Source organism: Litorilinea aerophila (assembly GCF_006569185.2).
Lineage (GTDB): Bacteria > Chloroflexota > Anaerolineae > Caldilineales > Caldilineaceae > Litorilinea > Litorilinea aerophila.
Genome location: NZ_VIGC02000010.1, coordinates 192,522 through 205,669, shown reverse-complemented (window position 1 = coordinate 205,669; position 13,148 = coordinate 192,522). Strand labels below are relative to the sequence as shown.

The following is a 13,148-nucleotide window of genomic DNA, read 5'->3' as shown; positions in this document are numbered from 1 at the left end:
TGAGGGAGACCGGAATGACATCTGTGATCACCACGTCCGTAGCAGCAAGTTCACCCACATTGCTGTAGGCGATGGTGTAAGTTACCGTGGAACCCGCCGGTCCACTGGTCGGCTCCACCCACAGGCTAATCCCGATATCTGCTGGTCGAGGTTCAAGGATGCCATAGTACAAATAAATCACCCCCACATCATCATTAGACTGGCCGCCGTTATCAAACTTATTGGCCCCAATCAGGATATCCCCCTGGCCGTCCCCGTTGACATCCCCGGCCGAGGCCACCGAGAAGCCCAACTGGTCGCCATCTTCGGCGCCGGTCACGGTGATGGCAGGTGTTGGATATAAGCCCGATGGGCCGCCGTAGTAGACGTAGGCGCGGCCGGGCGATTCTACCTGATTCAGGGCAAAACTGGGCGCACCAATCAGGATGTCCGCGTAGCCGTCGCCGTTCATGTCGCCAGCCGTGTCCATCGACCAGCCCAGCTCATCGCCGTCCTGTTCACCCTCCACCGTAAAGGCCGGGGTGGTGGTGAGCCCGCCTGCGCTGCCCAGATACACGTACACTTTTCCCTTTTTGCTCCCCAAAGCATAATCGGTGGCACCCACCAGGACATCAGCATAGCCATCACCGTTCACGTCTCCTGCCGTGGAGACCGCGTAGCCAAAGCGGTCAAAGAAATTCTCACCGGTGATGGTGGTGGGCGTGGCGACATCCAGGCCGGCGGCAGAGCCATAGTAAAGATAGACCTTGCCAGCCGTGGGACCCAAATCGTCGTTGCGGTAGGCGCCGACAATGATGTCATCGAAGCCGTCACCGTTCACATCCCCCGCGCCGGCAGCGCTGTTGCCGAACTCCTGGAGATTGGCCTCGCCGGTGATGCTGATCATGGCCCCGGTGCTCAGGCCAGAGGCACTGCCATAAAAGAGATACACCCGCCCTGCCTTCGCCCCGGCCGGATAGCCAGGCGCGGTGACCAGCACATCGTCGTAGCTATCTCCATTCACATCTCCAGCAGCAGCCACCCGCCAGCCGAAGCTGTCGCCGGCCTGTTCCCCCGTGGCCGTAAACGCCGGTATGTCACCAACGCCGCCGGCACTGCCATAATAGAGGTAGAACTTGCCAGCTCCATTACCGCCCTGGTCATTCTGATAGGCGCCTACCAGGAGATCGCCATAACCGTCGCCGTTGACATCCCCCGCACCGGCCACGGAGAAGCCAAATTGGTCATTATCGGCCTCGCCCGTCAGCGTCCGCTCGGGAATGGTGTCTGGCCCTCCGGGGCCGCCATGATACACATAAACTCGCCCCCTGGAAACGCCGCCAGGATAGCCCCCCGCAGCCGCTACCAGGTCATCGTAGCCGTCATTGTTCACATCGCCCGCGCTGGCCACGGATATCCCCAGTCGATCGTTGATGTTTTCGCCGGTCGCCATCCAGCCGGGCGCTGCAGGCTCGTGGGAGGTACCCATCGCCGCGCTGTATATGGCCAGCGGCGGTGAATCGGCCCAAACCACCCCCGGCCCTCCCAACAGGACCAGCAGTGCCACCAAAATGGCCACTCCACTCAGGGGCAGGGCAGCAATCGGAAGCCAGGGACGGCCCGATATTGCCCGCTTTCTCCACACCGATTTCCGCAAAATCATGCCGCTTTGTCTCATGGATCCTGGCCCTCTGCAGAACTGTCTGTCTTGCCGTTATGATTAAAATCAGGGAGGGAAAGGCGTTAAACCTTCTCCCGAGTTCTGCTACAGGCTAGTACGCTTACCGTCGATCCGACATCCGACAAATGCGGTATTTGGCATGGGGCAAGCGGCGCAACACGCGAAGCCAGGGACAGGTTGATCCTTCGTGGGCACCAGAGTCACCTTCCCACAACCTTGCTGGCGTAATCAGGCCACTCGTGCTCGCCTCAGATGGGTTCCAGGGTGCTCCCTTCTTCATCGAATAGGAGTAGCTGGGCGCCGAGCAGCCGGGCCAGCCCCTGGCCTCCCCAGGCCATGATGATGTCGTGGTTCCAGGCAAAAATAGGCCGGGCCAGGGGAGCCAACAGGTTCATCCACCGGCGGGTCGTCTCCACATTCCAGTCGTAGCGCACCAGGGTGACTGGCCCTTGCATGGCAGCACTTTCGGCCAGCTGCCAACAGCCCACCCCCCGCAGCTCCCCTTCGGCGCGACCGATCAGCACGTGGGGTGGCGCCAGGTGGGTGGTCTCCATCTCGAAGATCAGGCGATAGGGCAGCCGGCTCCGAAAGGTAAAACGCCGGCGGGCGCCGAGGCCGGCACTGTCGCCTGGATGGAGCACCTCCACCGCTTCTACACCACGCCACCAGACAGGCCACTCCTCCGGACGCGCAATGGCATCCCAGACAGACTGGACCGGTGCGGTCACACGCCAGATGGTGGTAAAGGAATAGAGGGCCATATCCACAATCCTCGTTCACTGGTTCATGCCAGGCGCCCAACTCTCCGACAGCGCTCATGCCAGGTCCGGCAGAAGCCCGATCTTGCGCAGCACGCCGGCGACGTCCCAAATGTACCGGCCTCGCCGGACCAATCCATCCTCGATCAGGAGAATGGAAACGCCTGTCACCTCCAGCTTCCGGCCACTGGGGGGAATATTCATGATGGGACCCCGGTGCGTTCCATGGGCTACCCACACAATGGCCACCCGGTTCCCTTCCACAATCCGTTCCAGCTCTGCAAAGGCCAGGTCCGGAAATGCCTGCCAGTAGCCGGCAAGCATGGAGGCCAGAGCTGCTCGCCCCTTCAGCGGCGCGGCAACCCCCACATCGGTTCCCTCGTAGTCGTCCGCATAGAAGGGTAGGACCTGGGCCAGATCATGGCTGTTCCAGGCCTGGTTCAATCGGTCCAGCAACTCGGCTATCGATCCTGTCGCATCCATCCAGTTTTCTCTCCTGTGCACTGATTCGGTGACCTGGCCCCAGCATAGACCCGATGAGACGGGGAGTCCAGACCATTTTCTATTCACTTTCTGTTCACTCGTACAGTCTGGCGTAAATCCGGCGGCACTATCGCTGGTGGATACGATCGGCTATGCCGCAGGCCAGAGGCCCGATCGGCTATGCCGCAGGCCAGAGGCCCGATCGGCTATGCCGCAGGCCAGAGGCCCGATCGGCTATGCCGCAGGCCAGAGGCCCGATCGGCTATGCCGCAGGCCAGAGGCCTGATCGGCGAATTTCTGCCGGGATTTCCTAGCCGGTGTGGAGTTCGGCATGCCACAGCATGTCGGTGACCCGTCGAATGCCGGCCTTCAGGTGGCGACGATAGGTGCTGAAGGGAAGATCCAACAATTCGGCCGCTGCTTCCTGGGTGGCGGCCGGTTGAAAATAGGTGTGGTGGAGGACGCGATGGAGCTTGAGGTCTCGAGGGGACTGTCGCAGGGAAGCGGCCGTCTCCTGAAGGAGCGCCTGCAACGCCTGGATCGGCGCATCCGCCTCCCCGGCTTCGGCCATCCGGGCCATCACCAACCTGGAACGAAGCAACGGGTTGCCAGCCAGGCGATCTGGCCGGGTGTAATCCCGCAGGGCGTCCCACACAGCCGCGGCGAAATCGGGCTGGCTCAGCACCAACACCTGATTGGCCGCCATCGGCTGTATCGGCGGCGTCTGTTCCCCAGCGATCTCTCGCTCGGCCATCACGGCCAGCCACACAGCCGGTGGCTCCAGACGCCAGTCGTGGTAGTAGACGCCATAACGATGCCCTCCGACAGTGAAATCGACCTGCGGCAACCGCTGGATGTTGGCATAGGCGAGCAACATCTGCCAGAAATCCGCATCAGCGGCCAGGAAGAACGTAACCGCCAGGCCAGGCGTGGTCAGATAGTGTTGCAGGATGGTAATGAAAATCAGGCTCTGCACGGCAGAGACATCCTGATAGGTTTCCCGGGCCATCCAGAAACGAAACAGGGTGGCCTGCTCTCCCGGACGCAACGGGGCATTTTGGTCCAGGTAGGACCACACCGCCTGGACGCCAGGATCCACAGCCCGCTCCTCCGGACGTAGCTGAGGCAGGGCCAGCATCATTAGAAAGCCCAGCAGTTCCCCTGCATCCGAGCGATAGACCACGACAGACTCAGGCTGAATATTCAACCAGTGAGCCGCCAGACGGGCTGAATCCTCGCCTTCATGGCGGGCCACCATCTCCACCACCTGGGGCGGATCTTCTGGGGCCAGCCTGTCTACCAAAATGTGGCTGTCCCGCATCTGCCAGTCCAGAAAGGAGCGCAACATGATGTTATCCCGGTGCAGGAACACATAATCCACCAGGATCCGTTGCTGTTCCAGCCCGTGGGTCTGCTCCAGGTGACCGGCAAAGAAGTCGCGCGCCCGACGGTGGAGTTCCCGATACCAGAGGGGGTTGCGCCAGCGCAGGTCGGCGGCCAGGGTGTCCCGCACCAGATCATGCAAATACAGCCCATCCTGTCCGCTGGAAACGAACGAAAGGTCCCGCAGCCAGGCGAAGAGCTCCGCCACCTCTGGCAGGTTGAGCATGGACGAGAGCAAGGGTTCGGTCACCACCCGCACCATGGCGCTGGCCTCCAGTGCGGCGCGATGGGCCGGCCCGGGCACCTTCTGGACCAACCGCTCCAGCAGCGCCTGAATGACGTCGGTCGCCTCGGTCAGGGTAAAGCGGATGCTGGGACGCTGGGCGAACTCCTCTGCCACCAGGGAGAGGGCCAGGGGATGGCCGTAGGTGAGATCCAGGATGGCCTGGTGTTGATCCGGCGGCACATGGCGCAGGCTCAGGTATCGGCGCCCTTCATCCGGGCTCAGGTTGCGCAGCGGAATCACCTGGAGTAACGACTGCCAGCCGGGATCCATGCGCCATTCCAGGCTCGGTTGATTGCGCCCTGCCAACACCACCAGCACATTGTCCGGCATCTGGGGCAAGAACTCGCGACGCATCCAGCGATCCAGGGGTGCCAGCTGTTCATATGTGTCCACCAGAAGGACGAAACGCTCCTGCTGCTCGCCCAGATGGGCCAATGGGGAACTGGCCGGAGACAGCCCCAGCGCCAGCGCGAGGACCTGGAGAAAGAGGGCCGGCGTGGCTTCCATGTCCCGGCCGTCCAGATACACGGCGGTGACCCCTTCCGCCTCACAGAGATAGATGAATTCCTGGAGCAGGGAGCTCTTCCCCACGCCACCCGGGCCATACACATGGAGCACAAAACAGGGCAGCTCCGATGCAGTGACCACGGCATAAAACCGTTCGAGTTCCGGAGCCCGTCCCACGAAATACCGGTGGCGCTCTAGCATTAAACGAGCCGAGACACGATTGGTCATAGGAAGTCCCTTTCCGTCTACAGCGGAGCGCAGGCGGGGGTATCCAGTAGGCCGATGAGGAGAGAGATGAAAGAGGAGGATAGTCTTTATCATACCATAATTTTTCCTGAAATGCTCTCAAATTTTGGCACTATCTTTGCACTTTGTTTTCAGCCACACTATGGTAGACTTGATAGGCACATATCGGCTGGAGTAACCCGCCGGCGCGGAGGTCGCCCTGCCCGCGTTCACGTTACCGCCTTATCCACGAATCACAACGGAACATGTGAGCCATGTCTGGAACCCTGGCGATGATCGGCTTCGATGCCGACGACACCCTCTGGCACAATGAAACCCTGTACGCCCGGAGCCAGGAAGAGTTTGCCCGGCTCCTGGCCCCCTACCACGAGCCTTCCTGGATTGCCCAACGGCTTCATGCCACCGAGATGCGCAACCTGAAGCAGTTCGGCTACGGCATCAAAGGCTTCACCCTCTCCATGATCGAAACGGCCATCGAACTGACCGAGGGACGCATCCAGGGCCACGAAATCCAGGCCATCATCGACCTGGCCCGGGAGATGCTCCAGGCGCCCGTCGACCTCCTGCCCGGTGTGCAGCCGGTGCTGGAGCGCCTCTCCCGGCGCTACCCCCTGCTCCTGATCACCAAGGGCGATCTCTTCGATCAGACGACGAAAATTGCCCGTTCGGGGCTGGCCGACTATTTTCAACAGGTGGAGGTGGTGCCCGAGAAAGATGAGGCGACCTATCGACAGATCCTGCAGCGCCAGGGCGTTGCACCAGAGCACTTCCTGATGGTGGGCAACTCCCTGCGCTCTGACATCCTGCCGGTGGTGGCCATCGGGGGACAGGCCGTCCACATTCCCTACGCCATCACCTGGCAGCACGAGGCCGTTCAGCCGCCGCCACACCTGGCTGGCTCCTACCACCAGCTGGAGCACATGGCGGCGCTTCCCGACTTGCTGGAGGCCATGGAGCAGGGTAACCCTGGCCAGGGCCCGGCTGGTTTGCCATGAAACGCCGACTTCTTTCCTACCTGTTGGTGTTGATCCAATTTCTGACCCTGGGCTACCTGGCCTGGACCGGCCCCCTCCTGGCCCGTTCTCCCTTGCTCCTGCTGCTGGAAGCCCTGGCCGTCGCGCTGGGGCTGTGGGCCATCTGGAGTATGAAACCCGGCCACTTCAACATCACGCCAGACGTCCGGCCCGGGGCACAGCTGGTCCGTCAGGGGCCGTACCGCTTCATCCGCCACCCCATGTACAGTGCCCTGCTCCTGGGGAGCCTGGCGTTGGTGGCTGCCCATGCCACACCCGGCCGGGTGGCTGCCTGGCTGCTCCTGGTCATCGACCTGCTGCTCAAATTGCATCACGAGGAGCGACTGCTGGCCGAGGCCTTCCCCGACTACCCGGCCTACAGGCGTACCACCTGGCGGCTGGTCCCTTTTGTGTACTGATTTCCGGCTTTCGCCCCAATCCCAGGCCACGAGGAACAAAAAACCACGAGGGACAAAAGAGGGACAAAAAACAACGAGGAGACCAAACCGTGAAGATCAAAGCGGCCGTTGTGCGGGAAATCGATCAATTGACCATCGAGGAGGTAGAGCTGGCGGAGCCCAAGGCGGGCGAGGTGCTGGTGCGCATGCGGGCGGCCGGCGTCTGCCACTCGGACCTCCACACGTACAAGGGAGAACTGCGCTCCACGCCGCCCATCGTGTTAGGCCATGAGGGCGCCGGCATCGTGGAAGCCGTAGGGCCCGGCGTCACCAAAGTCCAGCCCGGCGACGCGGTGGGCATCAACTGGCTGCCGGCCTGCAACAGCTGCCCCACCTGCCTGGCCGGCCGCCCCAACCTGTGCGAACGTTTTCCATCCACCACCTTCCGCTCCCTGATGCCCGACGGCACCACCCGCCACCGCACCCTGGACGGCATGGCCCTGAAACCCTACCTCAGCTCTGCCACCATGGCCGAATACGCGGTCATCCACCAGGACGGCATCGTGCCCCTGCCCCCGGGCATCCCCTTCGAGGTGGCAGCCATCACCGGCTGCGCGGTGATGACCGGCGTGGGCGCGGTGCTCAACACGGCCCAGGTGCAGCCTGGCAGCTCGGCCGCGGTGATCGGCTGCGGCGGCGTGGGGCTGAGCGCCATCCAGGGGTGCCGCCTGGCCGGCTGCTACCCCATCATCGCCGTGGATGTGATGGAAAGCAAGCTGGCCTTCGCCCGGGAGCTGGGCGCGACCCACACCGTCCACGCCCGGGAGACGGACGTGGTGGAGGCCCTGCGGGAGCTCACCCGCCTGGGCCCGGACTACGTCTTCGACAGCGTGGGCGCAGCCCCCACCATCGCCCAGGCCCTGCAGAGTGTCCGCCCCGGCGGCACGGCCGTCATCATGGGGCTACATGCCACCAAGATCGAGGTCCCCATCTCCCCCGCGGTGCTGGTCCTGGCCAACAAGCGGCTGCTGGGCTCCTTCGCCGGCTCGGCCCGCCCCCTGGTAGACCTGCCCAAATTGCTCCAGCTTTACCAGGGCGGCCGCCTGGAGCTGGATCGCCTGATCACCAAGCGCTACCCCCTGGAGGAGTTGCCTCAGGCCTTTGCCGACATGGAGGGCGGCGCCATCGCACGGGGCGTCCTGGTGTTCCCGTAACCGAGTCCCCACGGGGGGTCGGCATCTGAGGATGCCGACCCAGGCGAGACAGCGCCGCATCGAGGCAGGATCGGGCGACAACCGCCCGGATGCTCCCTAACTCCCGGGAACGTCCGGGCAGGCGACGGAAGCCGGCGTGTACACCGTCCCCCGCATGAGCCAGGGCATGCCCCAGCCGGCCCGATCCGCGCTGCTGTCGCCGGCCGGCCCCGGGTCGGTCACCAGCACCAGTTCCACCGCTTGCCCGCGGTAGGCGTCCAGGGGCACCAGGGCCTGAAGCCAGGCCCGGTCGGATGCCACCTGGGGGCTGACATGGCGCTGCCACAGGGTCTCCTCTGTGCCACCCCGCCGTACCTTCACCACGAAGGTCACGCCATCCCCGCCCCAATCCCAGGCCTGGGGATCCAGCGCAGGGCTCAGCCAGAGAAAGGTAGGCTCATCGGGCAGCGAGAGGGGAAATACCACCGCGGCGGGCGCATGGGCAAAGAGGGTGGGACGGGCGTCGCCGTTCTGGGGCATGACGAAGGTGGTCAACGCCACCCGCTCGCACCCCTCGGCCTCGTCGCAGATGGGGGTGTCCGGCGTGACCCGGGCCTGGGGCATCAGCTCGGTCAGGTCCAACAGGCGGTAGGGGAGCAGGTGTGCCCGGGCGTTGGGATCCGGCTGCACCAGGGTGTAGGTGTGGTTGACGCCGATCCAGCAGGCCGTATAGGCGGCAGCAAAGAGGAGCGCCACGTTCAGGCTGCGTCGCAGGCTGGCCACCGCCCCGGGCGAGGGTGCCCGCGCCTCCAGCCGTAGCCAGGCATAGCCTCCCCACAGGGCCAGGGGCGGCCCCACGATGGCAAAAAGATCCCAATCCCGCCAGCGGGGCAGGTCATTCTGAAAGGCGAAGAAATAGACCAACAGGCCCAGGCCCACGCCGGCAAGCAGGGCAAAGGATTGTTCACGCCAGCGGGGCGGCCTGCCCAGCCCGGCCAGAATGGCCGCAAACCACAGGGGCCAGAGGGGCACCACCAGCCAGAGGTTCTGCACAGCATCGGCCAGCTGGTCAGGCGCCAGGGCCTGGGCCGGCGTCCAGAAGAGCTGGGGATCGCCGGCAAAGCCACCGCCGGTGACCATCGGCCAGGGCACTCCCAGCGCCAGCAACAGGAAGCAGGTCAACAGGGGGAAGATGGCGCCGGTCAAAGCCAGGGTCGTCACCTGGTGCGGCCAGCGCTCCCGCCGCAAGAGGAGGGCCAGCCCAGGCAGGATGAAGGCAGCCTGGGGATGAAAGCTGACGGCCGCGCCAGCGACCAGACCCACCGGCCACAGGGGCAGCCGGCCGTCCAGATGGCCCAGGGCCAGGGCGACGGTGGCAAAGGCCAGGGCCGTGGACCAGCTATAGTTCTCCACATGGCCGAACCAGAGCAGGGTGCTACCGCTGGCCAGGAGCGCCACCAGCAGCCGCCCCCGATCCCAGCCCCGGGCCAGCCATCCCGTGACCGCCCAACAGGAGGCCAGGTAAACGCCCCCGGCCGCCACGCTCAGCAGTGCGATGGCCACCTCCGGACCCCCGCCCCACGGAGCCACGGCAGCCGTCATCCCATACTCCAGCAGGCTGTCCAGGGGTTCCTTCCAGACGTAGGGATTTTCGACCAGCGGCACAGCCCGCAACAGCGCCAGCTTGTAGAGGGCATCCCCGTGCCAGGTCCGCTCCCGAAGCCACCAAAATAGGCAGAGAGAAACAGCGAGAGCCAGCGCCTGCCCGACCCGGCCACCGGGCCACCCCCGCGAGGCCCCCCGGGCCGACCACGCCCGTGGCCACCGCCAGGCGACCGGCAGGGCCGCGAGGAGCACCAGCGCGCCCAGGCTCCACCGCAGCCACACCGGCACCAGCCTCAGAAAGGTGAAGGCCCAGGGAACTGGCGACTGGCAATCCGCGCCGCCTGCCATACCCAGGAGCAGGGCTGCACAGAGGGCGATCAGGAGGGGAGGCAGGTGAAAGAGGCGCAGTCGGTACCATGGACGATGCTCTTCGCCTGCCGGGGAATCGGGCGGATGGGGCATGACTCGAGTCTCAATCGAAGCGAACTCTTACCGCAGAGTCCCAAAGGGCGTGGAGAAAGCCCAGGGAGGCTCAGCGTTGAAACAACATCCCACAGATGGTCACCGCGGATTGGTCATTGGCATCGGCCGGGCAGGAGGCATAGCCGCACAGGGCTCCGGTCACCCGGCCCAGAAGCCGCAGGGTCAGGTAGATGGGGGTGACGCCACAGACGTTGTAGCTGTTGCGCACCCGCTTGATGGCGGCGAAGAAGCCCGCCGGATCCCCCTGGGCCACATGCTGGATCAGCTCCTCATCGGCTGCCCGCACCCGAGCCCGGATGGCCAGGTTCAGGGGGCGGCCACCGAACGCAGGCCCCACATGGGCCATATCGCCCGATGCCACCACCACCACCCGCCGACCTGCCGTCACCTGGCGCAGGGTGTCCAACACCCGGTTGAGAAGCGGGTCGTCTTCGGGCGTGGCACCGTCAGTGAAAAAGCGGTAGAGGGAGCCGACCAGCATGGGGATGACCGGACAGGGCTGGCGGCGGCGCATGTGGTGCAGCCAGACGGCCACCAGCTCCAGGGAGTGCTCACCCCGATGGCGCAGTTCGCCGGCAAAGGCTGCCTCCTCGCCGATGGCCTGGGCCAGGGCATTCACCGCCTCCTGGTCCGTGGGCAGAATGCCGTAGGGAGTGGCATAGTTCTGGCGGGTCAGGGTGAAGGGATCATCCCCGTAGTGGTCGGTGCCGATGAGGATGGCCAGGTCGGCCTCCTGTACGGCCCGGGCTGCGGGCTGCCAGACCTGGGCATAGACGGCCCCGCCCCGGGGATAGTCAATGTGGGGACTCAGGAGCCCCACCACCTCCCCGGTAGCGGGCGGTTCCCGTCGTTCTGGAGGAACCTGGGCCAGGTAGCCCTCCAGGAATTCGTGAAGCGCCTCGGGCTCATCCGGATAGCCAGAACCGGCCAGCAGGGAGGGCCGGCAGGGACCCTGGTAGTAGGCAGCCAGCGCCTGGCGGCGGGCCTCGGCAGCCCGCTCATTGTCCAGCAGGCAGGCTTCGTCCAGCTTTGATAGCATCGAGTTCACCAGGTCCGGGGACAAGAAGATTCCAGAGCGCAGGGAAAAGGCGGTGGCGATCTGCTCGACGGTGCGGGTGCCGTCGCAGTAGGCGAGCACCGCCCCCATGAGCTGAGGGAGCAGGACGGTTTTGTCGCTGAGTTGTAAAGGATCGCGCAGGAGGAGGAAGATTTCGCCAGATACCCGATGGAGCCGTACGTCCACCGGACGCAGTTTGGGCAACGAAGCAGCGGTCGTGTGCATCTCGGAGACTACCCCCTGGAACAGAAGTCAAATGGTCCATGCCGACATCTAAACCATTTTTACCCCATTTATAAAGACTTTGCCAATAGACGGGCGCCCCTGAATCGCCTAGGATGGAGGTGACCACCAGAACGTCCCTCACAAGTCAGGCGCAGTGGAGACAGCCAGCCGCTGGGAACACCTTCCCGGCCAAAGGCCCCATCCGCAGAGGCTGCACCCATGGCATGGGCCCACATGGGTGTTGGCCATGCCTGGCCCTGGTTTGGGGCACGTTCGTTTGTTTACAGTGCATGTTTCCCATGCAAGATGAGTCCAAAAGGAGAGATCCATGCAAGTACCCAAGCACCGTATCCTGTTGTTTATGAGCCTGCTGCTGACCCTGGCCATGGTCCTGGCAGCCTGCCCATCGTCGGGCTCCCAGAGCACGACCGAATCGGCGCCGGCTACAGGCGGCGGGGAGGCGGCATCCACGTCCGAGGCCCAGGGGGAAACGGTCACCCTGACCATTGCCACAGTCAACAACCCGGACATGAAGGTCATGGAAAGCCTGTCCGATCGCTTCGAATCCGCCCACCCCAACATCAAGTTGGAATGGGTCGTGCTGCCGGAAAACGAGCTGCGGGCCCGGGTGACCACGGACACGGCCACCGGCGCGGCGTCCTTTGACGTGGTGACCGTGGGTACCTTCGAAGTGCCCATCTGGGGGGCCAACGGCTGGATCCACTCCATCGACGACCTCATGTCCCAGTATCCCGACCAAGTCCAGCCCAACTACGACCTGGATGACCTGCTGCCCGCGGTGCGGGAAGGCCTCTCCAACGAAGGGACGCTCTACGCTCTGCCCTTCTACGCCGAGTCCAGCTTCACCATGTACAACAAAGCCATGTTCGACGAAGCCGGCCTGGAGATGCCCGAGCAGCCCACCTGGGAACAGATTCGGGAATTCGCCTGCGCCATCCACGACCCGGATAACGGCCGGTACGGCATCGTCCTGCGCGGCCTGCCCGGCTGGGGCCAGGTGATGGCGCCCCTGACCACCGTGGTCAACACCTTCGGCGGCCGCTGGTTCGACATGGACTGGAATCCCCAGCTCACCAGCCCCGAGTGGATCCAGGCGGTCACCTTCTACCGGGACCTGATGCTCGACTGCGGCGCCCCGGGCGTCACCGGCATCGGCTTTACCGAAGCCCTGAACCTCATGTCCCAGGGACAGGCCGCCATCTGGGTGGACGCGACGGTGGCCGCGGGCTTCCTGGCCAACTCGGAAGTTGGCCCGAATATGGCCTATGCGCTGGCCCCGGTGGGTCCCGTGCCCAAGGGCAACGCCTGGCTCTGGTCCTGGGCCCTGGCCATCCCCTCCACCGCTGCCCATCCGGCTGAAGCGTTACAGTTCATCACCTGGGCCACCAGCAAGGACTACATCGAGCTGGTCGCCGCGGAGAAGGGCTGGGCGGCTGTGCCCCCTGGCACCCGCAAGTCCACCTACGAGCGGCAGGAGTACCTGGAGGCCGCCCCCTTTGCCGAGCTGGTGCTGAAGTCCATCCTCTCGGCCAACCCCAAGGATGCCACCCGGGATCCGGTTCCGTACACGGGTATCCAATACGTGGCCATTCCGGAGTTCCAGGGGATCGGGACCGATGTCTCCCAGTACATCGCGGAGGCTCTGTCCGGCCGCACCAGTGTGGAGGAAGCCCTGCAGAAAGCCCAGGAAGCGACGCTCCAGGCCATGCAGGACGCGGGTTACATCCAGTAGCCCTGGCCAGGAACGTGGGGGCGGGTCGTGAGGCTCGCCCCCTTCCCCCGTCCTGTCCAAAAGCGACGCACAGCGCAAGAGACAGAGACAGTACATAG

General features: G+C 64.4%; 10 protein-coding genes. 4 read left to right on the top strand and 6 right to left on the bottom strand.

Annotated elements, in window-relative coordinates:
• From FKZ61_RS10010 to FKZ61_RS09995, 4 genes are all read right to left on the bottom strand, one after another.
• On the bottom strand, positions 1–1,546 hold a 1,546-nt coding region (locus FKZ61_RS10010), incomplete at its 3' end, for an FG-GAP-like repeat-containing protein (protein WP_211358505.1).
• Positions 1,547–1,908: 362 nt separating this feature from the next.
• Positions 1,909–2,421: an SRPBCC family protein gene (locus FKZ61_RS10005; protein WP_141609965.1), complete on the bottom strand. Its 513-nt coding sequence runs from the start codon at positions 2,419–2,421 to the stop codon at positions 1,909–1,911.
• A gap of 54 nt (positions 2,422–2,475) precedes the next feature.
• The gene (locus tag FKZ61_RS10000; protein WP_141609964.1) at positions 2,476–2,901 is read right to left on the bottom strand and encodes an ester cyclase; all 426 of its coding nucleotides are present in this window, start codon (positions 2,899–2,901) and stop codon (positions 2,476–2,478) included.
• 310 nt (positions 2,902–3,211) lie between these two features.
• On the bottom strand, positions 3,212–5,305 hold the full coding sequence (locus FKZ61_RS09995) for a MalT transcriptional regulator family protein (RefSeq protein ID WP_141609963.1): 2,094 nt from the start codon (positions 5,303–5,305) through the stop codon (positions 3,212–3,214).
• 272 nt (positions 5,306–5,577) lie between these two features.
• Between FKZ61_RS09995 and FKZ61_RS09990 the strand changes: the two genes are divergently transcribed.
• The 3 genes from FKZ61_RS09990 to FKZ61_RS09980 all read left to right on the top strand — a co-directional run bounded on the left by FKZ61_RS09990 (position 5,578) and on the right by FKZ61_RS09980 (position 7,948).
• Positions 5,578–6,318 carry an HAD family hydrolase gene (locus FKZ61_RS09990; protein WP_211358504.1) on the top strand — a complete coding sequence of 247 codons (741 nt, stop codon included), beginning with the start codon at positions 5,578–5,580 and terminating at the stop codon, positions 6,316–6,318.
• Entirely contained in the window at positions 6,315–6,755 is a 441-nt protein-coding gene (locus tag FKZ61_RS09985; protein ID WP_141609962.1) for a methyltransferase family protein, read from the top strand. Before FKZ61_RS09990 ends, FKZ61_RS09985 begins: the two co-directional genes overlap by 4 nt.
• A gap of 89 nt (positions 6,756–6,844) precedes the next feature.
• Complete coding sequence (locus tag FKZ61_RS09980; RefSeq protein ID WP_141609961.1) at positions 6,845–7,948, top strand: zinc-binding dehydrogenase; 1,104 nt, start codon at positions 6,845–6,847, stop codon at positions 7,946–7,948.
• A 96-nt stretch (positions 7,949–8,044) separates the two neighbouring features.
• Here the strand turns inward: FKZ61_RS09980 and FKZ61_RS09975 are convergent, their stop codons facing one another.
• Both FKZ61_RS09975 and amrB read right to left on the bottom strand, forming a co-directional pair.
• Positions 8,045–9,994: a hypothetical protein gene (locus FKZ61_RS09975; RefSeq protein ID WP_141609960.1), complete on the bottom strand. Its 1,950-nt coding sequence runs from the start codon at positions 9,992–9,994 to the stop codon at positions 8,045–8,047.
• Positions 9,995–10,064: 70 nt separating this feature from the next.
• The gene (amrB, locus tag FKZ61_RS09970; RefSeq protein WP_141609959.1) at positions 10,065–11,297 is read right to left on the bottom strand and encodes an AmmeMemoRadiSam system protein B; all 1,233 of its coding nucleotides are present in this window, start codon (positions 11,295–11,297) and stop codon (positions 10,065–10,067) included.
• Positions 11,298–11,625: 328 nt separating this feature from the next.
• On the opposite strand from amrB, the gene FKZ61_RS09965 reads away from it, so the two are divergent.
• Complete coding sequence (locus FKZ61_RS09965; RefSeq protein WP_211358503.1) at positions 11,626–13,050, top strand: ABC transporter substrate-binding protein; 1,425 nt, start codon at positions 11,626–11,628, stop codon at positions 13,048–13,050.
• Positions 13,051–13,148: the final 98 nt, after the last annotated feature.

Excerpts from the sequence above, each read along its gene's own strand:
- FKZ61_RS10005 (WP_141609965.1), bottom strand. The coding sequence starts at position 2,421 with ATGGCCCTCTATTCCTTTACCACCATCTGGCGTGTGACCGCACCGGTC.
- FKZ61_RS10000 (WP_141609964.1), bottom strand. The coding sequence starts at position 2,901 with ATGGATGCGACAGGATCGATAGCCGAGTTGCTGGACCGATTGAACCAG.
- FKZ61_RS09995 (WP_141609963.1), bottom strand. The coding sequence starts at position 5,305 with ATGACCAATCGTGTCTCGGCTCGTTTAATGCTAGAGCGCCACCGGTAT.
- FKZ61_RS09990 (WP_211358504.1), top strand. The coding sequence starts at position 5,578 with ATGTCTGGAACCCTGGCGATGATCGGCTTCGATGCCGACGACACCCTC.
- FKZ61_RS09985 (WP_141609962.1), top strand. The coding sequence starts at position 6,315 with ATGAAACGCCGACTTCTTTCCTACCTGTTGGTGTTGATCCAATTTCTG.
- FKZ61_RS09975 (WP_141609960.1), bottom strand. The coding sequence starts at position 9,994 with ATGCCCCATCCGCCCGATTCCCCGGCAGGCGAAGAGCATCGTCCATGG.
- amrB (WP_141609959.1), bottom strand. The coding sequence starts at position 11,297 with ATGCACACGACCGCTGCTTCGTTGCCCAAACTGCGTCCGGTGGACGTA.
- FKZ61_RS09965 (WP_211358503.1), top strand. The coding sequence starts at position 11,626 with ATGCAAGTACCCAAGCACCGTATCCTGTTGTTTATGAGCCTGCTGCTG.